Annotated in this window: 18 protein-coding genes; 8 read left to right on the forward strand and 10 right to left on the reverse strand. The window is 67.7% G+C overall.

The features are described from left to right. Positions 1–29: 29 nt before the first annotated feature. Positions 30–2081 carry a transketolase gene (tkt, locus tag QZH52_RS03430; RefSeq protein WP_301803789.1) on the reverse strand — a complete coding sequence of 684 codons (2052 nt, stop codon included), beginning with the start codon at positions 2079–2081 and terminating at the stop codon, positions 30–32. A 187-nt stretch (positions 2082–2268) separates the two neighbouring features. Here tkt and QZH52_RS03435 point away from each other — a divergent pair, with 187 nt between their 5' ends. Together QZH52_RS03435 and QZH52_RS03440 are read left to right on the forward strand one after the other, a co-directional pair. After that, positions 2269–2658 (forward strand): S-adenosylmethionine decarboxylase family protein, encoded by a 390-nt coding sequence (locus tag QZH52_RS03435; protein ID WP_301803792.1) that lies wholly within the window; start codon positions 2269–2271, stop codon positions 2656–2658. A gap of 14 nt (positions 2659–2672) precedes the next feature. After that, positions 2673–3377, forward strand: coding sequence for a nucleotidyltransferase family protein (locus QZH52_RS03440; RefSeq protein WP_301804610.1), 705 nt, complete (start codon positions 2673–2675; stop codon positions 3375–3377). Positions 3378–3421: 44 nt separating this feature from the next. Here QZH52_RS03440 and QZH52_RS03445 read toward each other — a convergent pair whose 3' ends face one another. After that, positions 3422–5428: a hypothetical protein gene (locus QZH52_RS03445; RefSeq protein WP_301803795.1), complete on the reverse strand. Its 2007-nt coding sequence runs from the start codon at positions 5426–5428 to the stop codon at positions 3422–3424. A gap of 136 nt (positions 5429–5564) precedes the next feature. Between QZH52_RS03445 and QZH52_RS03450 the strand changes: the two genes are divergently transcribed. Then, a complete protein-coding gene (locus QZH52_RS03450) occupies positions 5565–6950 on the forward strand; it encodes an aminopeptidase P N-terminal domain-containing protein (RefSeq protein WP_301803798.1) in 1386 nt (461 codons plus the stop codon). A gap of 21 nt (positions 6951–6971) precedes the next feature. On the opposite strand, the gene QZH52_RS03455 is transcribed toward QZH52_RS03450, so the two are convergent. The 5 genes from QZH52_RS03455 to QZH52_RS03475 are packed head-to-tail and all read right to left on the reverse strand — an operon-like array spanning position 6972 to position 12842. Then, on the reverse strand, positions 6972–8543 hold the full coding sequence (locus QZH52_RS03455) for an FAD-dependent oxidoreductase (RefSeq protein ID WP_301803801.1): 1572 nt from the start codon (positions 8541–8543) through the stop codon (positions 6972–6974). Beyond that, positions 8540–10072, reverse strand: coding sequence for a polyamine aminopropyltransferase (locus QZH52_RS03460; protein ID WP_301803805.1), 1533 nt, complete (start codon positions 10070–10072; stop codon positions 8540–8542). Before QZH52_RS03460 ends, QZH52_RS03455 begins: the two co-directional genes overlap by 4 nt. A gap of 11 nt (positions 10073–10083) precedes the next feature. After that, positions 10084–10302 (reverse strand): DUF350 domain-containing protein, encoded by a 219-nt coding sequence (locus QZH52_RS03465; RefSeq protein WP_301803809.1) that lies wholly within the window; start codon positions 10300–10302, stop codon positions 10084–10086. A gap of 24 nt (positions 10303–10326) precedes the next feature. After that, a complete protein-coding gene (locus tag QZH52_RS03470; RefSeq protein WP_301803811.1) occupies positions 10327–11808 on the reverse strand; it encodes a DUF4178 domain-containing protein in 1482 nt (493 codons plus the stop codon). Further along, positions 11805–12842: an SPFH domain-containing protein gene (locus QZH52_RS03475; RefSeq protein ID WP_301803813.1), complete on the reverse strand. Its 1038-nt coding sequence runs from the start codon at positions 12840–12842 to the stop codon at positions 11805–11807. The genes QZH52_RS03470 and QZH52_RS03475 overlap by 4 nt, the downstream gene beginning before the upstream one ends. Positions 12843–13245: 403 nt before the next feature. Between QZH52_RS03475 and QZH52_RS03480 the strand changes: the two genes are divergently transcribed. The 3 genes from QZH52_RS03480 to QZH52_RS03490 all read left to right on the forward strand — a co-directional run bounded on the left by QZH52_RS03480 (position 13246) and on the right by QZH52_RS03490 (position 16687). Continuing rightward, positions 13246–15585, forward strand: a complete 2340-nt coding sequence (locus QZH52_RS03480) for an NADP-dependent malic enzyme (protein WP_301803815.1) — start codon at positions 13246–13248, stop codon at positions 15583–15585. 206 nt (positions 15586–15791) lie between these two features. Further along, entirely contained in the window at positions 15792–16205 is a 414-nt protein-coding gene (locus tag QZH52_RS03485; protein WP_301803817.1) for a guanyl-specific ribonuclease, read from the forward strand. A gap of 44 nt (positions 16206–16249) precedes the next feature. Beyond that, complete coding sequence (locus QZH52_RS03490; protein ID WP_286520210.1) at positions 16250–16687, forward strand: barstar family protein; 438 nt, start codon at positions 16250–16252, stop codon at positions 16685–16687. 245 nt (positions 16688–16932) lie between these two features. On the opposite strand, the gene rsmA is transcribed toward QZH52_RS03490, so the two are convergent. From rsmA to QZH52_RS03505, 3 genes are read right to left on the reverse strand one after another with little or no spacing between them, the layout of a single operon-like run. Beyond that, positions 16933–17697 carry a 16S rRNA (adenine(1518)-N(6)/adenine(1519)-N(6))-dimethyltransferase RsmA gene (rsmA, locus tag QZH52_RS03495; RefSeq protein WP_301803818.1) on the reverse strand — a complete coding sequence of 255 codons (765 nt, stop codon included), beginning with the start codon at positions 17695–17697 and terminating at the stop codon, positions 16933–16935. Between the two features lie 22 nt (positions 17698–17719). Further along, on the reverse strand, positions 17720–19105 hold the full coding sequence (locus QZH52_RS03500) for a peptidylprolyl isomerase (RefSeq protein WP_301803820.1): 1386 nt from the start codon (positions 19103–19105) through the stop codon (positions 17720–17722). 14 nt (positions 19106–19119) lie between these two features. After that, positions 19120–21519, reverse strand: coding sequence for an LPS-assembly protein LptD (locus QZH52_RS03505; protein WP_436411531.1), 2400 nt, complete (start codon positions 21517–21519; stop codon positions 19120–19122). Positions 21520–21617: 98 nt separating this feature from the next. Between QZH52_RS03505 and QZH52_RS03510 the strand changes: the two genes are divergently transcribed. Together QZH52_RS03510 and QZH52_RS03515 are read left to right on the forward strand one after the other, a co-directional pair. Next, entirely contained in the window at positions 21618–22712 is a 1095-nt protein-coding gene (locus tag QZH52_RS03510; RefSeq protein WP_301803824.1) for an aminoglycoside phosphotransferase family protein, read from the forward strand. Continuing rightward, the gene (locus QZH52_RS03515; RefSeq protein WP_301803826.1) at positions 22709–23428 is read left to right on the forward strand and encodes a 16S rRNA (uracil(1498)-N(3))-methyltransferase; all 720 of its coding nucleotides are present in this window, start codon (positions 22709–22711) and stop codon (positions 23426–23428) included. The genes QZH52_RS03510 and QZH52_RS03515 overlap by 4 nt, the downstream gene beginning before the upstream one ends. The last annotated feature ends 3 nt before the right edge of the window (positions 23429–23431 follow it).

Below are 23431 nucleotides of genomic sequence, written 5' to 3' on the forward strand. Positions count from 1 at the left end.
CTGGAGGTTGAAAACTGGGGCGACCGATGTCAGCGCGCGAGCGCCGCCTCGACCGTGGCAGCGACGTTCTCTGCCGTGAAACCGAAATGCTTGAACAGCACGCCGGCGGGTGCCGACTCGCCGTAGGTGTCGATGCCGACGACCGCTGCGACGCCGTACTTCCACCAGCCGTCGGTGCAGCCCATCTCGACGGCGATGCGCGGCGTGCCCTTGGGTAGCACGCTCTTCTTGTAGGCCACGTCCTGGCGGTCGAAGGTGGTGGTGGAGGGCATCGAGACGACGCGCACGCCGATCTTCTTCGCCGCCAGCAGCTCCTGGGCGCGCAGCGCCAGCTGCACCTCGGAGCCGGTGGCGATGATGACCGCCTTGAGCTTCTTGTTCTTGAGGCCCACGTCTTCAGGCTCGGACAGCACGTAGGCGCCCTTGCTGATGTCGCTCAGGTCCTTCTTGGGCGAATAGGGCAGGTTCTGGCGCGACAGCAGCAGCGCCGTCGGGCGGTCGGCGTTCTGCAGCGCGATGGCCCAGGCCACGGCCGTTTCGGCGGTGTCGCCGGGGCGCCAGACATCGAGGTTGGGGATCAGCCGCAGCGAGGCCGCGTGCTCGATCGACTGGTGGGTCGGACCGTCTTCCCCGAGACCGATCGAATCGTGCGTGAAGACATGGATCACGCGCTGCTTCATCAGGGCCGCCATGCGGATCGCGTTGCGGCTGTAGTCGCTGAATGTCAGGAAGGTGCCGCCATAGGGAATGAAGCCGCCATGCAGTGCGACGCCGTTCATGATGGCCGCCATGCCGAACTCGCGCACGCCGTAGTTGATGTGGCGTCCGATCGAGCCGTCGGGGATCTGCTCGTTGCCTTCGCTGCGGACCACGGCGCCATGGCTGTCGAAGCGCAGGCTCGGCGTGCTCTTGGTGTTGGTGAGGTTCGAGCCGGTCAGGTCGGCGCTGCCGCCGAGCAGCTCGGGCAGCGCGGCCGTGAAGGATTCGAGCGCCAGCTGCGAGGCCTTGCGCGAAGCCACGGTCTCGGCCTTGGTGTGGGCCGCCACGACGGTGTCGAAGGCGGTCTGGTGGAAGTTCTTCGGCAGCTCGCCCTTCATGCGCCGGGTGAACTCGGCGGCCAGGTCCGGGAACTCCTTGGCATAGGCCTCGAACTTGTCGTTCCAGGCGGCTTCATTCCTGGCGCCGGCGGCCTTGGCGTCCCATTCCTCGTAGACCGCGGACGGCAGTTCGAAGGGCGCGTGCGACCACTGCAGCGCGCTGCGGGTCAGGCCGATCTCGTCGGCGCCCAGCGGCTCGCCGTGCGCCTTGGCGGTGTTGGCGCGGTTCGGGCTGCCCTTGCCGATCTGGGTCTTGCAGATGATCAGCGTCGGCCGGTCGGCGTTCTTCTTCGCCCTCTCGATGGCCTTCGACACGTCCTTGGCGTCGTGGCCGTCGATCGGCCCGATCACATGCCAGCCATAGGCCTTGAAGCGCTCTTCGGTGTTGTCGATGAACCAGGGCTTGACCTGGCCGTCGATAGAGATGCCGTTGTCGTCGTAGAGCGCGATCAGCTTGCCCAGCTTCCAGGCGCCGGCCAGTGCGGCGGCCTCGTGGCTGATGCCTTCCATGAGGCAGCCGTCGCCGAGGAAGGCGTAGGTGTGGTGGTCGACGATCTCGTGGCCCTTGCGGTTGAACTCGGCGGCAAGCAGCTTCTCGGCCAGCGCGAAGCCGACCGCGTTGGTGATGCCCTGGCCAAGCGGCCCGGTGGTGGTCTCGACGCCCGGCGTGATACCGGTCTCGGGATGGCCGGCGGTCTTGCTGTGCAGCTGGCGGAAACGCTTGAGTTCCTCGACCGGAAGCGCATAGCCGGTGAGGTGCAGCACCGAGTAGATCAGCATCGAGGCGTGGCCGTTCGACAGCACGAAGCGGTCGCGGTCGAACCACTGCGGGTTGACCGGGTTGTGCCTCAGATGATCGCCCCACAGCGCAACCGCCATGTCGGCCATGCCCATCGGTGCACCGGGATGCCCCGAGTTGGCGAGTTGAACGGCATCCATTGCCAACGCGCGGATCGCGTTGGCCATCAAGGCTTGGTTGGCCATCTGTGGCTTTCTGGGGGGCAGGTTGGGGGGAACCGGGTATTTTAACGGGCGGGGTGGGGCGGGCCCGGAATGGGCTGGAACAGGCCGGCGCCGGGCCGCCCCAAGGCGGCCTGCGGCCCCCTTGGGGAGCAGCGACCCACACGCAGTGGGGGAGCGTGGGGGCCACATTCAGCTAGAGTGCCGGTCCATGAAAGGTCTTCACCTTACTGCCGACCTCCTCGATTGCCGCTGCGATCCGCGCTGGCTGGTCGATGCCGACACCCTCGGCGCGGCCTGCGTCGCGCGCGCGGAAGCCGCCGGCCTGCAAGTCGTCGGGCGGCTGTTCCATGCCTTCCCGTCGACGCCGCGAGGCGTCGGTGGTGTGACGGCCGCCGTGCTGCTGGCCGAGTCGCACCTGTGCGTCCATACCTGGCCGGAGCAGCGCGGCGTGACGATCGATGTCTATGTCTGCAATTTCGGCGCCGATCACTCGACCAAGGCCCAGGGGCTGATGGCGGCGCTCGAAGCGCTGTTCCTGCCCGGGCGCGCCGAGCGGCACAGCCTGTTGCGCGGGCAGATCGGCGCGGTCGCTGCATGAGCACCTTCAAGGCGATGATCCTGGCTGCCGGGCGCGGCGAGCGCATGCGGCCGCTGACCGACCAGGCGCCCAAGCCGCTGCTCGAGGTGCAGGGCCGGCCGCTGATGCAGTGGCCGCTCGAAGCGCTCGCCGCCGGTGGCTTCAGCGACGTGGTCGTCAACACAGCCTGGCTGGGCGAGCAGATCGAAGCACGTTTCGGTGCCCGGCACAGCGGCTCGACGCTGCGCTACTCGCACGAAGGGCGCGACTTCGGCGGCGCGCTCGAGACCGCAGGCGGTATCGTGCGGGCGCTGCCGATGCTCGGCGATGTCTTCTGGGTGGTGGCCGGCGACGTGTTCGCCCCGGACTTCGCCTTCACCCGCCAGGCGGTCGAGCGCTTTGCCGCCAGCGGCCGGCTCGCGCACCTGTGGCTGGTCGCGAATCCGGGGCACAACCCCAACGGGGATTTCGGCATCGGCGCCGACGGCAGCGCCTTGTCGGATGCGGCGCAGAAGCACACCTTCTCGACCATTGCGCTGTACCGGAGCGGCCTGTTCGCGCCGCCGTTCTGCGCGATACCGCCGGGCAACCCCGGCGGCGCGAAGGCGGCGTTGGCGCCGCTGTTGCGGGCCGGCATGGCGGCGGGCGCCATCAGCGCCGAACTCTATGACGGGCCCTGGACCGATGTCGGAACACCGGAGCGCCTCGCCGCGCTGAACAAGGAAAAACGGCCCGCTTGAGGCGGGCCGTCTTTGGCGTTGGCCGATGGGCCAGGCTGTGCCGATCAGGGCACGTTGCTGGTCTTCACCTGGAAGGGCTTGCCCTCGTAGGCCATCGCACCACCGTACTCGATCGCCACGTTGCCCGTGGGCGTCACGGGGCAGCTGCTGGCGTTCGGGCAGGCCTTGCCGTCGGTGAAGATGATCGGGCCGTAGCGGTAGTTGCGCAACGCCTTGCCGGCATAGTCGGCCACGCTCACGACGTAGCCCATGGTGGCGAAGTTGTCCGCGTCCTCGATCGCGATCGGGTCGACCAGGCGCGTGTCCTGCAGCGTTCGCACGATGCTGCCGCTGTTGCCGTTGCTCGCGAAGCGCACCCACGAGACCTTGCGGTCGGTGCGCGAATTCACCAGCACCTGGGTCTGCGTGTTGCCGCTCGGCTCGCCCTTGGAGTTGGAGATCGAGGTCGGATTGCGGCCGATGCCCGTCACCGTGCCCACCTCCGTCAGGGCGTTCGCCGCCGGTGCCGGCGCCGAGCCGCCGTTGGCGTAGCCGTCCAGGCTGTAGATGTGCAACGTGCCGTCCTGCGTCGCGACCCAGGCCCGGCTCGCACCACCGAACACGCTGGTCTTCACCGCGGTGGGCCGCTGCGCCAGCGACACCGTCTTCACCACCGTCGGAACCTGCGAAGGCTGCTGCGTGAAGGTGTAGGGCCACTGGTTGTCCGCCTGCCCCAGGCTCGCCATCCGTGTGTTGAAGGTCGCCTGGTCGCCGCTGAAGTAGACGCTGTTGACGTAGGTGAACAACGGCTTCAGGTCGATGAAGGCCACCTTCTGCTCCGACTTGGAAATCACCACCGCCATGCCGCCCTTGGCGTAGCTGTTGTAGTAGCTGCCGCCGCTCAGGAAGCGTTGGCGGTTGGTCTGGCTGGTCAGCGGCGTGTTCCAGCCGATCCCGAGGGCGGTGTTCTGGTCCAGCGTGGCCCATTGGTTCAGGCCGGTCGTGACGGCGATCTCGGTCGGCGCCGTCATCCCCGGCAGGTCGACGTAGCCCAGGATCTTCATGAAGGCGATGTTGCCCCGGTTGAACAGGCCTGGGTAGGCGGCCGCCCACTCTTCCCACCAGTTGTAGATGCCCGAGCTCGAGTACGGATCGCAGCCATTGCACAGGCCGGCCAGCGCAACCACCGCGACCTGGCCCTTGAGCGCGGTCGTGTCCCACACCGTCACCAGCGCGAACTCGTTGTCGTTGGTGATGGCGATGCTGGTCGGCACCTTGTTGGCAGGCAGCTTGGTCGTCGTCTTGTTGTTGGCGGTGTTGTTGCCGGCAGTGCCGATCACGCCGTTCTGGTAGGCCACCAGCGACTGGTTGCAAAAGCCGGTCTGGCCTTCGCAGCGTCCGATCGCCACCGGGTCGCCGCTGACGATGCCGGCCTGCTTGTAGGTCACGGCGTTGATGCTGTCGATCTTGCCGCCGGCGGTGCCACCCGCGGTCCAGCTGAGCTGGGGGGTCTGAGCAAAGGTGTTGTACTGGTAGCCGGTCACCTGCAGGTCGGTGACGCCCATGCGAAGCGCCGGATTGTCGGCAACGTACGTCAAGTTGGCCGAACTGGTGGAATAAAGGCCCGCGTCGGACGACAAGGGTCCGCCAACCTGCCACGTGCCGGGCAACAAGCCGCGACCCGGGACGTTGAGCGGATTGGCCGGATCGTGCGCGTAGAGCGTCGGAATGCCGGTGTTGTCGACCGCCGTATCCCCGGAGCCATAGCGGTAGGCGATGCCGGCGTCCTTGCTCAGCTTGCTCGCCATGTCGCGATATGCGGATGCGGAGATCGCTTGCGAGCTGTCGACAATGTCGTTCGCCACGGCGGGGCCCGTCGCGAGGGGGCTGCCGCTGCCGGTGGCCGTGGTGGCCGCCGCTGCCGTCGCCGTCGCCGGCGTCGTTGCGCCAGCGCTGCCAGCGCCCAATGCGGCGATGCTCCCGCCGCCACCACCGCCACCGCCTCCACCGCACCCCACCAGCGCGGTTGCAGCTACTGCGAGCAAAATCGCGCTGTTGTGTAGAACTTTCAAGAAAAACACCTCCAAAATGACAAGTTGGTGGTTTGTACGTGGGAGTGGTCCTACAGGGCAACCCTTCTTGCATTTCTTTTCTTGATGTTTTCAGCCTCTTCCTACAGCTGTTACATCAGTAGCGCATGGTGACCTTATGACCGCTAATTATCAAGTCCAACGCCGATTACTACTTTCTTCTAATATAGGAAAAGACGGGATCGCCATCATCCCGACGGCGCCGGAGCGGCAGCGCAACCGGGACAGCGACTTCCTGTACCGGCACGACAGCTACTTCTATTACCTGACCGGCTTCACCGAGCCCAATGCCTGGCTAGTGATCGCAGGCGACGGGCGCTCGACCCTGTTCTGCGCCCCGAAGGACCTGGAGCGCGAAATCTGGGACGGCTATCGGCTCGGCCCGGAAGCGGCACCGGCGGCGCTGGGGGTAGACGAGGCCTATTCGATCGAGGAACTCGATGCCCGCCTGCCGCGCCTGCTCGAGAACAAGAGCGTCGTCTGGTACCCGTTCGCGACCCACAAGGGCCTAGAAACGCGGGTCGACGGGTGGCTGTCGTCGGTGCGAGCCCGGGTACGCTACGGCGCGCTCTGTCCCGATGAGCAGCGCGACCTCTGCGGCCCGCTGGACGAGATGCGGCTCGTCAAGGACGCGACCGAACAGGACACCATGCGCCGCGCCGCCCAGATCAGTGCCCGGGCCCATGTCCGCGCCATGCAGTTGTCGGCGCGCATGTTGCGCGAGGGCCGGGAAGTGCGCGAATACCACCTCGACGCCGAGCTGCTGCACGAGTTCCGCCTCGGCGGCTCGCAGTACCCGGCCTACGGCTCGATCGTCGCCGCCGGCGCCAACGCCTGCGTGCTGCACTACCGCGCCGATGCGGCGCCGGTGCGCGACGGCGAACTGGTGCTCATCGACGCCGGCTGCGAACTGGACGGCTACGCCAGCGACATCACCCGCACTTTCCCGGCCAACGGCCGCTTCACCGGCCCGCAGCGCGCCCTGTACGACCTGGTGCTCGCCAGCCAGGACGCCGCCGTCGCGGCGACCCGGGCCGGCCAGCGCTTCACCGACCCGCACGAGGCCACCGTGCGGGTGCTGTCACAGGGCATGCTGGACCTCGGGCTGCTCGACGCCGACAAGGTGGGCGGAGTCGACGACGTGATCGAGAAGCGGGCCTACTTCGCCTACTACATGCACCGCACCGGCCACTGGCTGGGAATGGACGTGCACGATTGCGGCAGCTACATCGAGCCGACCCAGGTCGGCGAAGTGAGCGAGCGCCGGGACCCGCTGTCCAATGAACTGATCCAGAACCGGCCCAGCCGCATCCTGCATCCGGGCATGGTGCTGACCATCGAGCCCGGCATCTACGTGCGGGCGGCGGAGGGCGTGCCGGAACAGTTCCACAACATCGGCATCCGCATCGAGGACGATGCCATCGTCACCGAAACCGGCTGTGAACTGATTTCGCGCGGCGTGCCGGTCAAGGCCGACGAGATCGAGGCGCTGATGCGCGGCTGATGCGCGGGCCCCCGGAGCCCGTCAAGCCGCCGCGAGGTGGCCGCGCGTGAAAGCCTCCTCGAAGATCGAGTAGCCCGACCAGTCGGCATGGGCGAAGGCCAGCCGGCCGGCCTGCACGCGCGCCGGCGCGCCCATGCGCGCCAGCCAGCCGGGCGCCGGGATCGCCATCGCGTGGCCATGGCGCGTGATGTCGATCCGGGTCGCCAGTGCGGCGATGTCCGGATGCGGCAGCGACAGCTCGGCCAGCAGTTCGTCGCGCCAGGCGCTCCAGGGTCGCTCCAGCAGCTGGCGCCGGGCGTCGGGCCCATCCCAGCGGCTCGGGCCGAGCGGTCGGTACCAGGTCAGCACCGTGGCCCGCGGCGTCGGGTCGAGCGCCTGGTGCCCCGCATCGACATAGCCGAGCCCTGAGCTGCCGTGAACCACGTTGTCCCACGAGGGCGCCGCGCCCGGCCGATCGGCGAGCGCCGCGCGCAAATGCACGTTGGCCACCAGCCAGGGCGCGTAGCGCAAGGTCGCCGCCGCCTGCCGCAAGCGCTCGGGCGCAGCTTCCACCACCCGGGCGGCGATGAACGCCGGCAGCGCCACGATGCAGCGCTCGGCCTGCCAGCGCACCCGCGAGCCGTTGGCGACATCGACCGCATCGACTTCGACCCCATGGCGCGTCTCCTCGATGCGGGTCACGACCTGCCCGGTCCGGAGCCGGTCGCCGAGCGGCTGCGCGAGCCGCCGGGCCAGCCAGGCGTTGCCTTCGGGCCAGGTCAGCACCGCCTCGCGCTCGCCGTAGTCCTCGCCGGGCGCATGGAAGCCGTGCCGGCTGGCGAAATAGTGAATGCCGGCCCAGGCCGACACGTGGGCCAGGCCGGCGCCGTAGTCGTCGCGGCAGCAGTAGTCGAGGTACCAGCGCAGGTGCGCATCGGCGAAGCCCTCGCGCACCAGCCAGGTCTCGAAGGGCAGCGCGTCCAGCGCCAGCAGGGCGGGCGCAAGTTCGGAGCGCAAGGTCGGGATCGAAAATCGCGCCTCGCGCCGCATCGCGTCCACGCGGGCAGCAAAACGACGGTAGGCCTCCAGCGTGCCGGTGCCCACGCCCTGCGTCGGCAGCAAGCCGTCCTGCCAGCTGCCTTGAAAGAACAGGCGCTCCTGCGGGCTGTGGCAGAGATGCCGCTCGTCGTAGGTCCAGCGGCCGGCCACGCGCCGGCGCAGGCCGAACTCCTCGAGCAGGTCCTGCACTTCGGGGGCCTGGTCGCCGGGCAACGGCAGGTAATGCGCGCCGAGCGGGCAGGCGATGCCCTGCAGTTCGCCGGCGCGGCTGTTGCCGCCGGCCGTGTCCTCGAGTTCGAGCAGCGCGAACTCCTCGATCCCCGCCAGGCGCAGGGCCCGCGCCGCCGCCAGACCCGCCACGCCGCCGCCCGCGATCACGACACGGGTTCGCCGGGTGGCATCGGGCGTAGCCTGCGCACCCAGCGCGCCGTCGCGCAGCGCGTGGCCGCGCCCGACGTCGATGCCCGTGAAACCGCCCTCGATGGCGGGCGCCGGCTCGCAGCCGGCGAGTGTCGCCGCCGCGGCGGCCGCGCCCAGGAACGCGCGCCGCCTCATCGCGTGCCCCACTCGTGCTCATAGGTCGTCACGAGGATCTGGTTGGAGAGCCGGTTCACCTCGGTCGGAACCCGCGCCATGTCGCGCGGAAAGTCGAACAGCAGGGGCAAGGTCGCCACCGACAGGAAGCGCAGCCCCTCGGGCAATGCGTCGGGCATCCGGAACGGCCGCCGGCTGGCGACGATGTAGCCCCATTCGCCGAAGCTCGGCACGTGCACGTGGTACGGCGTCGCGGTCAGGCCGACCGACTCGATGGTGGTCGCCACGGTCCAGAAGCTCTTGCGCGCCACCAGCGGCGAGGTGGTCTGGACGACCGCATAGCCGCTCGCAGCCAGCCGCTGGTCGAGCAGCGCATAGAACGAACTGGTGTAGAGCTTGCCGATCGCGAAGTTGGTCGGATCGGGAAAGTCGACCACGATGACATCGAAGACCTCGCCGGGCTGCTGCAGCCACTGGAAGGCATCTGTGTTGACGATCTTCAGCTTCGGCGACGCCAGCGAATGGCCGTTGAGCGCCGCCAGCGTCTCGTGATCGCAGAACAGCCGGGTCATGTTCGGATCGAGTTCCACCAAGGTCACGCTCTCGACCGAGGGGTACTTGAGGATCTCGCGCACCGCCATGCCGTCGCCGCCGCCCAGCACCGCCACCTTGCGCGGCGCGCCGTGCGCCGCCATCACAGGATGCACCAGCGCCTCGTGATAACGGTACTCGTCGCGCTCGGCGAACTGCAGGTTGCCGTTCAGGAACAGCCGATGCCCGGCGGCCCCGCGCGTGACCACGATGCGCTGGTAGGGCGAACTCTCGCTGAAGACGATGCGGTCCTGGTAGAACTTGTCCTCGGCCAGCGTCGTGATGCGGTCCGCAAAGGCGAATGCCACCGCCAGTGCGGCGAGCGCCAGCGTGCAGGCCAGCGCATGGGCGCCGACGCGGCGCAACTCGTGCCGGAACAGCCAGAGCGCCCAGACCGCCACCGCCGCATTCATGAATCCGAACAGCAGCCCGGTGCGGATCATGCCGAGCTGCGGCACCAGCAGCAGCGGGAAGGCGATCGACACCGCCAGCGCGCCCAGGTAGTCGAAGGTCAGGACCTGCGACACCAGGTCCTTGAGCGCCACATTGCGCCGCAGGATCCGCATCACCAGCGGGATCTCGAGCCCGACCAGCGTGCCGACCACCAGCACCAAGCCGTAGAGCAGCAGCCGGAAGGCGCCCGGCACGTAGGCGTTGGCGATGAACAGCAGCGCCGGCAGGGCACCGCCAACCAGCGCCACCATGAGCTCGATCCGCAGGAAGTGCGCCGGCAACTGGCGCTCGAAGTAGCGCGACAGCCAGGAGCCGACGCCCATCGCGAACAGGTAGGTGCCGATGATGGTGCTGAACTGAAGCACCGAATCGCCGAGCAGGTACGAACTCAATGCCGCGGCACTGAGTTCGTACACCAGCCCGCAGGCCGCGACCACGAAGACGCTGGCGAGCAGCGCGATCTCGACCGGCCGCGGTCCTGCCCGCTCGACGGGCAGCGCCGACAAGGCCGTCTCCCTCAATGGATCGCCGCGGCGACGATGATGCAGATGCCGAGGCTCATCGCGGCCACCACCAGCCCGAGCGCCATGTTCTGCTTCTCGACGATCTCCTGCCACAGGTCATAGGGCGTGAGCTTGTCGATCAGCAGGAAGGCCAGCCAGAAGACCGCCAGGCCGATCACCGCATAGATCAGCGATCCGAAGATCACGGCCGGCTTCAACCATTCAATTCCCATGATGAGAACCTCCGAAAAAAACGTTTACTTGTGGCCGCCGCCACTCGAATAGCCGCCGTACGAGCCGCCCGCGCTGCGCGAGCCGCCGGAGCCGCCCCCGCCGCTGCAGGTGCTCAGGATGATCAGCAGCACGATGATCACCACCACGATCAGCACGATGGTGCCGCAGCCCAGGCTCGACGCCGCGCTCACCGGCAGCACGTCGCTGCGCTTGAACATGTCCTTCTTGCGTTCGAGCTTGAACGCGGCCGCAACGGCCGCGCTGTCGATCCGGCTGCCGGACGACCAGGTCAGCTCGTTGGCCGAACGCTCCATCGACAGCAGCGCGCTGCCGTTGGCGAAGTCGCGGTTGAAAGTCTTCTGGCCGCGTTCGACCCGCCAGTAGAACTCGCCCGCCACGTAGCCGGTCTCGGCGTTGTAGGCGTACTGCTGTTGATAGACCTTGCCCAGGTAGGTCGCGCGGGCCCCGCTCTCGGCCATGGTGGGCGCGCCGGTGGTCGGCTTCACGAGGCTCCAGCCGTCTTCGGCATCGACCAGGAAGCTGAAGCCGCGCTTTTTGTTGTAGAGCAGGTACTCGCTCCAGCCGAAGTGCTCGTCGTCGCCGGGCGCCACGCCCATCCGGTGCTGGAAGCCGACCACCTGCCAGTCGGCACCCTGCAGCTGGCCGATGCTGCCGAGCGCGATCAGCGGCTGCACCGGCTCGTGCTGGGCCGCATGCCGGACCTCGCCGCCGATGCCCTGCGAGAGGTCGATGATCTCGTTGCACGACCGGCAGGTGACGCTCTTGCTGTCGACCAGGTTGACTGTCACCGGCGACCCGCAGTTCGGGCAATTGAAGCTGCGGCCCTTCTCGTCCTTGGCCGATTCGCTGCGCAGCCCGGTGAGCTGCAGGTCTTCGAGCCGCACCGAGCGGCCGAGGCAGGCGCCCGGCGGATCGGTGTCGTAGTCGAGGCTGAGCACCTGCCCCTGGTCGTTGCGAAGCTCCACCACCGCGAACGGACGGCCGAGCTCAGGCAACCGCGGCAGCTCGCCCTGGGCCGACACCAGCGCCACCTGCTCGTTCGAGGCCACGGTGTAGGCCTGGCCATTGAAGGCGGTGGTCGCGCCGACGCGCAATTCGGCCGGCGGCGGCGCGGCGCGCTGCAGATCGACCGGCAGCGCGAACACGAAGGCGCCGTTGTCCTCGCTCAGGACGCCGCTGCGGTCGCCGTCGAGTGCGGCGATCCATTCGGTCCAGCGGCCCCCGGCGTAGCTGTATTGCAGCCGGCCGACCAGGGTGAACGGCTGGTCGTCGATGCGGCCGGCCGCCAACAGCTGCAGCGGGCTGAAGTCGTCGAACAGCTCCGCCATCTTGCCCGTGCGCGCCAGCGTCTCGCCCTCGCGCACCACGGTGCTCTGGCAATAGGGGCAGACGGCGTGCGTCGACTGCGCCGATCGGAATTCGACCGGCGCACCGCAACCGGGGCAGGGCGCGCGGTAGTAGCGCTGGCTGCCGCTTGCGCTCACACGAGCTTTTTCAGCAGCTCCGCCTTCTTGGCGTCGAATTCTTCCTGCGTGAGGATGCCCTTGGCCTTGAGTTCACCGAGCTTCTCGAGCGTGGTCATCACGTCGGCCGGATTCACCACGGCCACCGCCGGCTGCTGCTGCGCCGCGGCCGGCTGCGCCTGCAGCCCCTGCGACAAGTTCTGCGCCAGCACCTGGCCCAGCGCGACACCGGCGCCGAGGCCCATCGCGTCGCCCGCGATGCCGCCACCGCCGCCCGTGCCTTCGGCGAACTTCGGGATCGCCTGGGCGGTCTGGTACTGCATGAACTTGCCCATGTCGTTGCCGACCATGCCCATGCCGATCTTCTGGTCGAGGACCTTCTGCAGTTCTTCGGGCAGCGAGACGTTCTGCACCGTGAGGGTCTCGAGCTGGATCCCGAGCTTCGCGAACTCGGGCACCAGCTGCTTGGCCAGCGCCTCGGCGAACTGGACCTGGTTGGCCGCCAGGTCGAGGAACGGCACCCCGCTGGCGGCGATCGCGTTGCTGATGTTCTGCAGCAGCAGGCCGCGCAGCTGGCCGTCGATGTCGGCCACCGTGTAGATCTCGCGCGTGCCCGATATCTCGGTGTGGAACAGCTTGGCGTCGCCGATGCGGAAGCTGTAGTTGCCGAAGGCGCGCAGCCGCACGGCGCCGAAGTCCTTGTCGCGCACCGTGATCGGTTGCGGCGTGCCCCACTTCTGGTCGACCTGCTGGCGGGTGCTGAAGAAATAGACGTCGCTCTTGAAGGGCGACTCGAAGAGCTTGTCCCAGTTCTTGAGGTACGTCAGCACCGGCAGCGTCTGCGTCGTCAGCTTGTAGAGGCCAGGCCCGAAGACGTCGGCCACCTGGCCTTCGTTGACGAACACCGCCACCTGCGACTCGCGCACGGTCAGCGACGCACCGTTCTGGATCTCCATGTCGGCCATCGGGAAGCGCCAGGCCAGCGTGCCGTCGCCGGACTCGGTCCACTGAATGATGTCGATGAACTGCTTCTTGATGAAATCCATCAGCGCCATGCCGGCTCCTCGTCGAAGGGTGTTTCCATGGCGGCATATTGCCACAGCGTCCAAGGGACAACCCTGGGGACAGTTCCGGCACAACCAGGCACTTGTCCACAGGCCGACGGCCCGGCCCGAAGTTGTTCGCCTCGGCGCGACAGCAGCGAAGCGCGGCTGCGCACAGCCAGCGGGCTATCGCAAGTGCTTGTCGTACAACGAAAAAATGCGCCTGTCCACAGCGCAGGCGCGCCCTTACTACTACTACTAATTTAAATAAGAAGAATAAGAAGAAAAGATAGCAACAGCCGTTTTCCGTCTTTGGCCGAGCCGGGCGATCCAGAGCCGTGCGCGCCGCAGGGCGTTGGCATCGAGGTCTACAATCGGCGCCCTTTACAAGAAGCGTCCTAGGAGGCACGGCCCAATGTCCGATTCGACTTCGCAGATCCCCACGCCCGAAGACAAGCGCGCCGAACTGCGCCGCGCCGCGCTCGAGTACCACGAGCATCCGGTCCCGGGCAAGATCTCGATCGCGGCCACCAAGCAGATGGTCAACCAGCGCGACCTCGCACTGGCCTACTCGCCCGGCGTGGCGGCCCCCTGCGAAGAGATCGTCAAGGACCCGGTCAACGCCTTCAAGTACACGGCGCGCGGCAACCTGGTCGGCGTCATCACCAACGGCACCGCCGTGCTCGGCCTCGGCGACATCGGGCCGCTGGCCTCCAAGCCGGTGATGGAAGGCAAGGGCGTGCTGTTCAAGAAGTTCGCTGGCGTCGACGTCTTCGACATCGAGATCGACGAGAAGGACCCGGCCAAGCTGGTCGAGGTGATCGCAGCGCTGGAGCCGACCTTCGGCGCCATCAACCTCGAGGACATCAAGGCCCCCGACTGCTTCTACGTCGAGCGCGAGCTGCGCAAGCGCATGAAGATCCCGGTCTTCCACGACGACCAGCACGGCACCGCGATCACGGTGGCGGCCGCGATGCTCAACGGCCTGAAAGTGGTCGGCAAGGACATCGGCCAGGTCAAGCTGGTCACCTCGGGCGCGGGTGCCGCGGCGCTGGCCTGCCTGAACCTGCTGCTGAAGGTCGGGCTGAAGCGCGAGAACGTCTTCGTGACCGACCTCGCCGGCGTGGTCTACGAAGGCCGTACCGAGCTGATGGACGACGACAAGCGCCAGTACATGCAGAAGACCGACGCCCGCAGCCTGAACGACATCATCGAGGGCGCCGACGTCTTCCTCGGCCTGTCGGCCGGCGGCGTGCTGAAGCCCGCCATGGTCGCCAAGATGGCGGCCAAGCCCGTGATCTTCGCGCTCGCCAACCCGAGCCCCGAGATCGCGCCGGAAGACGCGCACGCGGTGCGCGACGACGTGGTCATGGCCACCGGGCGCACCGACTACCCGAACCAGGTCAACAACGTCCTGTGCTTCCCCTACATCTTCCGCGGCGCGCTGGACTGCGGCGCCACCACCATCACCGACGAGATGGAAGTCGCGGCCGTGCATGCCATCGCCGAGCTGGCGCAGGCCGAGCAGAGCGAGCGCGTGGCGGCGGCGTATGCGGGCGAGAAGCTCAGCTTCGGGCCCGAGTACCTGATCCCGAAGCCCTTCGACCCGCGGCTCATGATGAAGATTGCGCCCGCAGTCGCCAAGGCCGCGGCCGACAGCGGCGTGGCGCTGCGCCCGATCACCGACCTCGACGCCTACCGCGACAAGCTGCAGACCTTCGTCTACACCTCCGGCAGCATGATGAAGCCGATCTTCGATGCCGCCAAGCGGGCGCCGAAGAAGCGTGTCGCCTTCAGCGAAGGCGAGGAAGAGCGCGTGCTGCGGGCGGCCCAGATCGTGGTCGACGAAGGCATCGCCCGGCCGACCTTGATCGGCCGGCCGGCGATCATCGCCCAGCGGATCGAGAAGTTCGGGTTGCGGCTCAAGGAAGAACTCGACTACGACGTCGTCAACGTCGAGCAGGATCATCGTTACCGCGACTTCTGGCAGACCTACCACCGGATGACCGAGCGCAAGGGCACGACGGTGCAGACCGCCAAGATCGAGATGCGCCGCCGGCTGACCCTGATCGGCTCGATGCTGCTGCACAAGGGCGAGGTCGATGGCCTCATCTGCGGCACCTGGGGCACGACGGCGATCCACCTGCACCACATCGACCAGGTGATCGGCAAGCGCCCCGGCGGCTGCGCCAGCACGCCGCAGGACCTGCCGATCTACGCCTGCATGAACGGCCTGCTGTTGCCGGACCGCCAGGTGTTTCTGGTCGACACCCACGTCAACTACGACCCGACGCCCGAGGAACTGACCGAAATCACCACGATGGCGGCCGAGGAAATGATGCGCTTCGGCCTGAAACCGAAGGCGGCGCTGCTGTCGCATTCGAATTTCGGCACCAGCAACCAGCCCAGCGCGGTCAAGATGCGGCGCACGCTCGACCTGCTGCGGGTCCAGGCACCCTGGCTGGAAGTCGACGGCGAAATGCACGGCGACGTTGCGCTCGATGGCAAGCAGCGCGCGCAGGTCATGCCGCACAGCGCCCTGGCCGGCAACGCAAACCTGCTGGTGTTCCCGAACATCGACGCCGCCAACATCTCCTACAACCTGCTGAAGACCGCGGCCGGCGGCAACATCGCGATCGGCCCGGTTCTGCTGGGTGCGGCCAAACCCGTGCACATCCTGACGCCCAGCGCTACGGTGCGCCGGATCGTGAATATGACAGCGCTGACCGTGGCGGATGCCAACGCCGACCGATAAGCCGCCTGTCGATAGCGATCGCTAACTTCAAAACGGTCGCTTGCACCTGACGCCTGCTCAAAGATTGAGCAGGCGCTTGCTATTTGCGCGTCCCTGGTGCACACTTGCGGGCTTGAATTTGCGGGTTAACCCCAAGGTGCACTGCAAAGTGTGTCCTGGTCGGTCGACCCCCGGTTCGGTTCTCGCTCTATTCCTTCTGGTGCTCCATGGCGGCTTACGCCTCGATCTCGTCCCCGGTTTCCAAGTTTGCGCTCACCAGCGTCCTGCTGGTGGCGCTGACGGCGGGAGCCCAGGCTCGCGAATGGTTCGGCACCGGCGCCGGCATGCCGGCACAGGAAACGGTCGCGCTGGCCGAACTGCCGGTGCAAGGCCAGCGTACCTACGGGGCCATTTTGAACGGTGGTCCTTTCCGGCACGAAAAAGACGGCACGGTGTTCGGCAACCGCGAACGCCTCTTGCCGCAGGAACGGCGAGGCCACTACCGAGAATACACGGTCGATACGCCCGGTTCGCGTGATCGTGGCGCCAGGCGCATCGTCTGTGGAGGCGAGCGCACGGCGCCATCGGCCTGCTGGTATACGGCAGACCATTACGCGAGCTTTCGGCGGATCGTGCCATGAGCGAGCAACTGAATTGGAGCGGCGCTGTGAGGCGCCCTGAAGAAATGACGACGACGACAACCACGGAAAGACCAGCGGAGATGACCTTATCCCTTCGTGCAGTGCGACCCAACATCGTGCAGTCGATTCGCGCCTTCCGCGTGAACGACCTGCAGGAAGCGGCGCATGCGGCCGGTCAGCATTTCCTGTATGCGAACCTGGGCAACGCCCAGACCAAGCAGGATGTGCTTGACCTGATTGCCCAGCAATTCACCTTCCCGCAGCACTTCGGCAAGAACTTCGACGCGTTGTACGACTGCATGACCGATCCCTTGCACAAATCGGGCCCGCAACCGGGTTTCGTCATCGTGCTCGAGCAGATCCCGGCCAACGCCAAGTTCGACAAGGAAGCGCGCGAGCAGCTGCTGGACATCTTCCGTGACGCCTCGGACTACTGGGGAGACCGGAAGATACCGTTCAGGTGCTTCTATTCTTTTCTGTAGCCCGTTCTGCACACACCAGCCAAGCAGAACGGGCGAACGAGGCTTCGCAGGACAATGCGGCCGCTCCGGCGCCCGGCATCGACCTTCAAAATACCGACCCGGCCGCAGAAAAGATGCCGACCGACAAACTGGTCGACGTGTCGCCCCTGGCGCTGCGCATGAGCAGCCCTTTCAACGCGGGCTACTGGCTGGCAGCAGCCTGACCCAGCCGCACGCGAACAAAAGCCCGTCAGTGACGGGCTTTTTCATTGGGGCGCCGCTTGCGCCAGCGCGACGTATTCGGCCACCGGCACCTCTTCCGCGCGGCGCTGGGTATCGAAACTGCCGGCGAAGCCGTGTTGGTCCAGCCATTGGCCCAGCGTGTGGCGCAGCAGCTTGCGCCGCTGGCTGAAGGCGACCTGGACGATCTCGCCGAGCCGCGCGGCATCGACCACGGGTGGCTCGGCCAGCGGCACCATGCGCACCACGGCGCTGTCGACGCGCGGCGGCGGGTCGAAGCTCTCAGGGGGCACGAACAGCACGTTGTCCATCGCATAGCGCCACTGGAGCATCACGCTCAGGCGGCTGTAGTCGGAGGTGGCCGGCCGGGCGACCATGCGGTCGATCACTTCCTTTTGCAGCATGAAGTGCTGGTCGGCGACGAGGTGCGCGAAGCCGAGCAGGTGGAACAGGATCGGCGTCGAGATGTTGTAGGGTAGGTTGCCGACGACGCGCAGGGGCGCCGGCGAGAACTTCGCGGCCAGGGCGGCGAAATCGACCTTCAGGACGTCGGACTCGATCACGTCGAGCTGGCCGTGGCCGCGCAGCCGCTGGGCCAGGTCGCGGTCGAGTTCGATCACCGTCAGCCGGCCCAGTCGTTCGACCAGCGGCTGCGTCAGGGCCGCCAGGCCCGGCCCGATCTCGACCATCGCATCGCCGGCCTTCGGCGAGATTTCGCGCACGATGGCGTCGATGATCCCGCCATCGGTCAGGAAGTGCTGGCCGAAGCGCTTGCGCGCGACATGCTTCACGAGCCGGCGCCCTGGAACGGCTTCATGACTGCGGCGGCTCGCGGTATTCGACGTAGGCGCGGGCGCGCACTTCCTGGGCCCAGGTCTCGGTGGCTTGCTCGACCTTCTTCTCGCGCAGTACGGCCCGCACGGCCTCGCGCTGCTCGGCCTGGCTCAGCTTGGCTTCGCGCCGGCCCTGAACCTGGATCAGGTGGACGCCGAATCGCGTGACGACCGGATCGCTGATCTCGCCCGGGGCCAGCCGGTTCACGACTTCTTCGAACTCGGGCACGAACATGCCGGGCCGCGACCAGCCCAGGTCGCCGCCTTGCTTGGCGCTGCCGTCCTGCGAGTTGTCGCGTGCCAGGCCGGCGAAATCGGCCGTGCCGCTCTGGATCCGGCGCTTGAACTCGGCCAGCTGGGCCACCGCTTCGGCGGTGCTGCGCTTGGGGTCGTTGAGCAACAGGATGTGCCGCACCTCGGTCTGCGTGACGACGGCGTCGCTCGCGCCCGGCTGCGACTTGGCCATCAGCTTGAGCACGTGGAAACCGACGCTGGAACGGACCGGGCCCGCAATGCCGCCGATCGGCGTCGACTGCGTGGCCTCGACGAAGATGCCCGGATAGCGGTCGGCGCTGCGCATGCCCATGAGGCCGCCGCCGGAGCGGTCCGGCGCGTCGGAGTTCTGGCGCACCAGCGTCGGGAAGTCCTCGCCGGCGCGGGCGCGCTGGGCCAGGGCCTGGGCCCGCTGCTGTGCCTTGGCGACTTCGTCGTCGCTGGCGCCTTCGGGCACCAGCACGACCAGTTGGGCGATGCTGATGTTGGCGGCGAACGCCGCATTGGCGCCGGCACGCTGCTCCTTGATGAACTGGTCGACGTCGGCATCCGTGACCTTGACCTTGGCCTCGATCTCGCGGTCGCGCAGGCGGGTGAGGGTCAGCTGATCGCGCAGGTCGCGTCGGAACTGCTCTTGCGACATGCCTTCGGCCGCCACCCGGCGGCGCAGCTCGGTGACGCTGATCTGGTTCTGCCGCGCCACGGTCTGTTCGGCCTGGTCGACCGCCAACTCGTCCACCTTGACGCCGTTTTCCTTGCCAAGCTGCAGCTGGGCCCGTTCGTTGATGATCCGCTCGAGCACGATTCGGGCCAGTTCGGGCCGGGGCATGCGCTGGGCTTCGGGGCTTTCGCGCAGCAGGCGCTGCATGCGGGATTGCACTTCGGTGTTGGTCACCGGCTCGGAATTGACCAGGGCGACGATGTACTCGGCCGATCGCCGGGTCGGAGCAGTCGCCGGACGCGGCTCCGACGGCAGCGGGGCCGGCCCCAGCCGCTGGTTGCCGCGCATGATGTCGGTGATGCCCTGGGCGCCGGCCGTGGCGGTCAGGGTCGCAAGGCAGGCCAGGGTGATGAGGGATCGGATGGGTGTCATGGCGAAGCTCGATCTCAGTCGTAATTGGTGAAGCGGCTCGGGCCGATGCTCGGGGTTCGCAACGGGGTGTAGCGCTGGATGTTCTGTGTCAAAGTGCGTCGCGGACTCGAGCCAAGCGCTGCGAATCCGACCAGCTCGAGCTGGAACATGATCCGCGTGCTGGCTGTGGCCTGTCCGGTGGTAACGCGTTCCAGCACCACGCGGCCGATCCAGCAGCAGCCGTCGTATTCGAAGCCGAGCACGCCATCGGTCAGTTTGCTGGATTCCAGACTGTAGTTCAAACGGCCTACGGCGTACCAGCGCCCCCCACCTTGACCCCTGCCGGGGCCGAGGTCCTGTCCCTTGTCGCCCCAGAGGTCGTTCAATGGCCATTGCCAGCTGACGTCGACCGCCCGGTTGCCGTCGTTCGAAGTGGGCGTGGTGTCGGCCTGGTAGCGGTAGGCGGCGCTGATGGTGCGATAGGGGCTCGGGTTGTAGCGCGCGCTGATCGCGGTGCGCGCCGAGGTCTGGGTGTCGGGGTTGTACTGCACCGTGCCGTCCACGCTCCACTTCGGCGTCCAGTTGATCTGAGCGCCAAGCAGCAGGTCGCTGAAGCGGTCGGTGACCGGCACGCCGCCGGGCATGGTGACCAGCTGGTCGGCGAAGCGCAGCCGCTGGGCAATGCCGAAGCGAGCGGCTTCGGCGCCGGTGTCGGGGTCGATCAGCCGGGTCGTCACGCCCAGTGTCAGCAGGTTGCTGTCGGAGATGCGGTCGTCGCCCGAGAACGCGTTCTCGGTGTAGACGGTCGCGAAATTGAAATCGTTCTGCGCCGTGTCGTAGACCGGCAGGTAGTTCTGGTTGCGGAACGGCGTGTAGACATAGAAGGCACGCGGCTCGAGCGTCTGGCGGAAAGCCCGCCCGAAGTAGTTGGCATCGCGCTCGAAGATCAGGCCGCTGTCCAGGCTGAAGGTCGGCACCACGCGGTCGGCATGGGTCGCGCCGTTGGTCAGGAGCGGGCCGTCGAACTGGTAGGCGGTCGCGTTGAGCATCACCTTCGGGACCACGAAAGTGCCTGGGGTCAGGAAGGGTCGGCTCAGTGACGCCACCGAGAACACCCGCTCGCCGTTGGGCTGGCCGCCCTGCTCGAGCGGCTTGGCCTCGAAACGGGTGTAGTCGTTGTTGAGCGAGAAGTCGAAGCCGTTCCAGTCGAACTTGTTGTAGTTCGCCGTGATCTGCGGCATCCGGTCGTAGGGCGGCACGATCGGTGCCGGTGCGTACTGCAGCGTCTGGTAGCTGAGCACCCGGGCGACGCCGCTCCAGTCGCCCTTGGCCCAGTTGAGCGAGCCGTCGTTGGCCAGCAGGCGCTGGGTCAGCGAGGGCGTGCGGGTGAAGTCGCGCCAGTAGTCGTTGTCGCTCACGCGGTTGATGGCGAGCGTGCCGACCAGCGAGTCGAGGCCGAAGTACTGGGCATCGAAGGTCTGCGAGTGGTGCGTCCAGACGCCCCAGCGGTCGCGGCCGTCGCGCAGCCGGTCGTCCGGCATGTAGTCGGCCCGGATCTCGCCGCTGTACTTCTCTTCGAGGTAGCGGAACTCGGTGCCGAGGTTGATGCCGCGCTTGCTCATCACCGTCGGGTACAGCGTGGCGTCGCGGTTGGGCGCGATGTTCCAGTAGTACGGCGTCGTGATGTCGATGCCGTTCACGCTGTCGATGCCGATGACCGGCGGCAGCATGCCGGACTTGCGGTCGTTGCTGAGCGGAAAGCTCAGCGACGGAAACGGCGGCGTGGTGATGCCCATGAAGGTCAGCCGCGCGTTGGTGGCGACGCCGACGTTGTCCTCGGTGTCGGTGGTGAGGGTGGCGGCGCTCAGCAGCCAGGCCGGCATCCAGCCCGGATAGTCCTCCGGCCGGCAGGTGGTGTAGGTGGCCCGGCGGGCGACCGAGACGTTGCTGTCGACGAAGTCGATGCGCTCGGCGTCGCCGTGGCCGCCGGTCTCGAGGAAGCGGTAGCGGACCTTGTTGAAGAAGCCCTCGAAGGTCTCGAGCTTGAGCTCGAGCTCGGGGCCTTCGTACACGTTGCCGGCCTGGTTGATGCGCACGTTGCCGGTGGCGCGGGCGCGGTCGTCGGGCTGGTAGTACTCGAGCCGGTCGGCCCTGAGCGACAGGTCGCCGCGGCGCAGGGTGGCATTGCCCTCGACCACGGTTTCGAGGTCGGGCCGGCCGGAGATCTTGTCGCCGTCGACGAAAGTCGGCAGCTGGCTGCGCAGCAGGGGCGGGATGGTCTCCGCGAGCTGGGGGGTGCGCTTGAGAACGAGCGGCCGGTCGAGCTCTGCATCTTGTGCCCATGCGCCTTGCGCATGCAGCAGCGCCAGCGACAGCAGCGCCAGGGGCAAGGGCGGGCGGCACCGGCGCCGGGTGGCTCGGTTCAAGTCAGGCATCGGTACGGGGGCAAATTTCGTCTGGGAGGGGAGGGCGGCGACTCGGGCCGACGGGTTGCGGAGCTCCGCGCCAGGCGGATTTGTAGAATCGATTATCCATGACAGCCCTCCAGCCACCGTCCGGCGCCGCCGCCCCCCGTCCCGAAGCACCGGCCTGGAGCGACCCGGCCCGCGCCAGCGCATTCCAGCAATGGATGGCGAGCATTTCCGGTCGCCACCACTTGCTGCCCGCGAGCGTGCGCCTGGCCTCGGCCGACGCCAGCTTCCGGCGCTATTTCCGCGTCGATGCGAGCGCCGGCGCGCCGACCCGGATCGTGATGGACGCGCCACCCGCGCAGGAGAACAGTGCGCCTTTCGTGCAGGTCGCCCAGCTGATGGCCGAGGCCGGCGTCCGCGCGCCGCAGGTGCTCGAATGGGAGTCGGCCGACGGCTTCCTGCTGCTGGACGACCTTGGCCGGCAGACGATGCTGGATGTCATCGATCCGAACGACCCGCAGGCGGCCCGGCCGCTCTACGACCAGGCCATCGATGCCCTGATCCGCTGGCAGCTGGCGTCCAGGCCCGGCGTGCTGCCGCCCTACGACCGGGCGCTGCTGGAACGCGAACTGGCACTGTTCCCCGACTGGTATATCGCGCGCCATCGCGGCATCGCGGTCGAAGGCACCTTGAAGGAGCGCCTGGAGCGCAGCTTCAAGGCGATCGTCGAGAACAACCTCGCGGCCGCACCCGTCTATGTGCACCGCGACTTCATGCCGCGAAACCTGATGGTCGGCGACGCAGATGCCCTCGGGGTGCTGGATTTTCAGGACGCGGTGTACGGGCCGGTCACCTACGACATCGCGAGCCTCATGCGCGACGCCTTCTTGAGCTGGGACGAGGAATTCGTGCTCGACGTCACGGTGCGCTACTGGGAGCGGGCCCGCAAGGCCGGCTTGCCGGTCGACCCCGACTTCGGCGCCTTCTACCGGACGGTCGAATGGATGGGCCTGCAGCGCCATCTGAAGGTGGCCGGCATCTTCGCCCGGTTGACCTTGCGCGACGGCAAGCCGAAGTACCTGGCCGACACGCCGCGCTTCATCGCCTACATCCGGGCCACTGCCGGCCGCTACCGCGAACTGACGCCGCTCCTGCGCGTGGTCGACGAGATCGAAGGCACGCAGGCCCAGACCGGCTTTGCCTACGGACGCATGTGACGGCGCGTTTCCACTGCGAGTCGGCGCTCGCCGCCGACAGCGTGCTGGTGCTGCCGGCGGGTGCCGCGCGCCACGTCCAGGTGCTGCGGATGCAGCCGGGCGATGCGATCACGCTGTTCAACGGCCTCGGCGGCGAGTACGCCGCGACCGTCGAACGCATGGGTCGCAGCGAGGTCTCGGTGCAGGTCGGCGCGCACGCGGCGATCGAGCGCGAAGCGCCGCATCCCATCCAGCTGGCGGTCGGCATGCCGGCCAACGAACGCATGGACTGGCTGGTCGAGAAGGCCACCGAACTGGGCGTGGCCGGCATCCAGCCCCTGATGACCGCCCACGGCGTGCTGCGGCTCAACAGCGAGCGCGCCGACAAGAAGCGGGCCCATTGGGAAGCGATCGCGATCGCGGCCTGCGAGCAGTGCGGGCGCAACCGGGTGCCGGTGATCCATCCGGTGCGGACCTTCGGCGCCTGGCTGGACGCGCCGCTGGGGGACGCCGCGCGTTTCATCCTGAGCCTGGCACCCGGCACGCGCGGCGTCGCCGATGCCGCGCGGGACCTGCAGCGCGGGGCCTGGGTGCTGAGCGGCCCCGAGGGCGGCCTGAGCGCGGCCGAGGAGCAAGCCGCGATCGCGCAGGGTTTTGCGCCACTGACGCTCGGTCCGCGCGTGCTGCGCGCCGAAACCGCCGCACTGGCCGCGCTCGTCGGGCTGGCTGGCCGCTGACCG

It is taken from the genome of Variovorax ginsengisoli, from assembly GCF_030486595.1.
Classification (GTDB): domain Bacteria; phylum Pseudomonadota; class Gammaproteobacteria; order Burkholderiales; family Burkholderiaceae_C; genus Variovorax; species Variovorax ginsengisoli_B.

Excerpts from the sequence above, each read along its gene's own strand:
- QZH52_RS03510 (WP_301803824.1), top strand. The coding sequence starts at position 21,618 with ATGACAGCCCTCCAGCCACCGTCCGGCGCCGCCGCCCCCCGTCCCGAA.
- QZH52_RS03490 (WP_286520210.1), top strand. The coding sequence starts at position 16,250 with ATGACGACGACGACAACCACGGAAAGACCAGCGGAGATGACCTTATCC.
- QZH52_RS03500 (WP_301803820.1), bottom strand. The coding sequence starts at position 19,105 with ATGACACCCATCCGATCCCTCATCACCCTGGCCTGCCTTGCGACCCTG.
- QZH52_RS03435 (WP_301803792.1), top strand. The coding sequence starts at position 2,269 with ATGAAAGGTCTTCACCTTACTGCCGACCTCCTCGATTGCCGCTGCGAT.
- QZH52_RS03450 (WP_301803798.1), top strand. The coding sequence starts at position 5,565 with ATGACCGCTAATTATCAAGTCCAACGCCGATTACTACTTTCTTCTAAT.
- QZH52_RS03440 (WP_301804610.1), top strand. The coding sequence starts at position 2,673 with ATGATCCTGGCTGCCGGGCGCGGCGAGCGCATGCGGCCGCTGACCGAC.
- QZH52_RS03505 (WP_436411531.1), bottom strand. The coding sequence starts at position 21,519 with ATGCCTGACTTGAACCGAGCCACCCGGCGCCGGTGCCGCCCGCCCTTG.
- QZH52_RS03480 (WP_301803815.1), top strand. The coding sequence starts at position 13,246 with ATGTCCGATTCGACTTCGCAGATCCCCACGCCCGAAGACAAGCGCGCC.
- QZH52_RS03455 (WP_301803801.1), bottom strand. The coding sequence starts at position 8,543 with ATGAGGCGGCGCGCGTTCCTGGGCGCGGCCGCCGCGGCGGCGACACTC.
- QZH52_RS03465 (WP_301803809.1), bottom strand. The coding sequence starts at position 10,302 with ATGGGAATTGAATGGTTGAAGCCGGCCGTGATCTTCGGATCGCTGATC.
- QZH52_RS03475 (WP_301803813.1), bottom strand. The coding sequence starts at position 12,842 with ATGGCGCTGATGGATTTCATCAAGAAGCAGTTCATCGACATCATTCAG.
- QZH52_RS03485 (WP_301803817.1), top strand. The coding sequence starts at position 15,792 with ATGGCGGCTTACGCCTCGATCTCGTCCCCGGTTTCCAAGTTTGCGCTC.
- tkt (WP_301803789.1), bottom strand. The coding sequence starts at position 2,081 with ATGGCCAACCAAGCCTTGATGGCCAACGCGATCCGCGCGTTGGCAATG.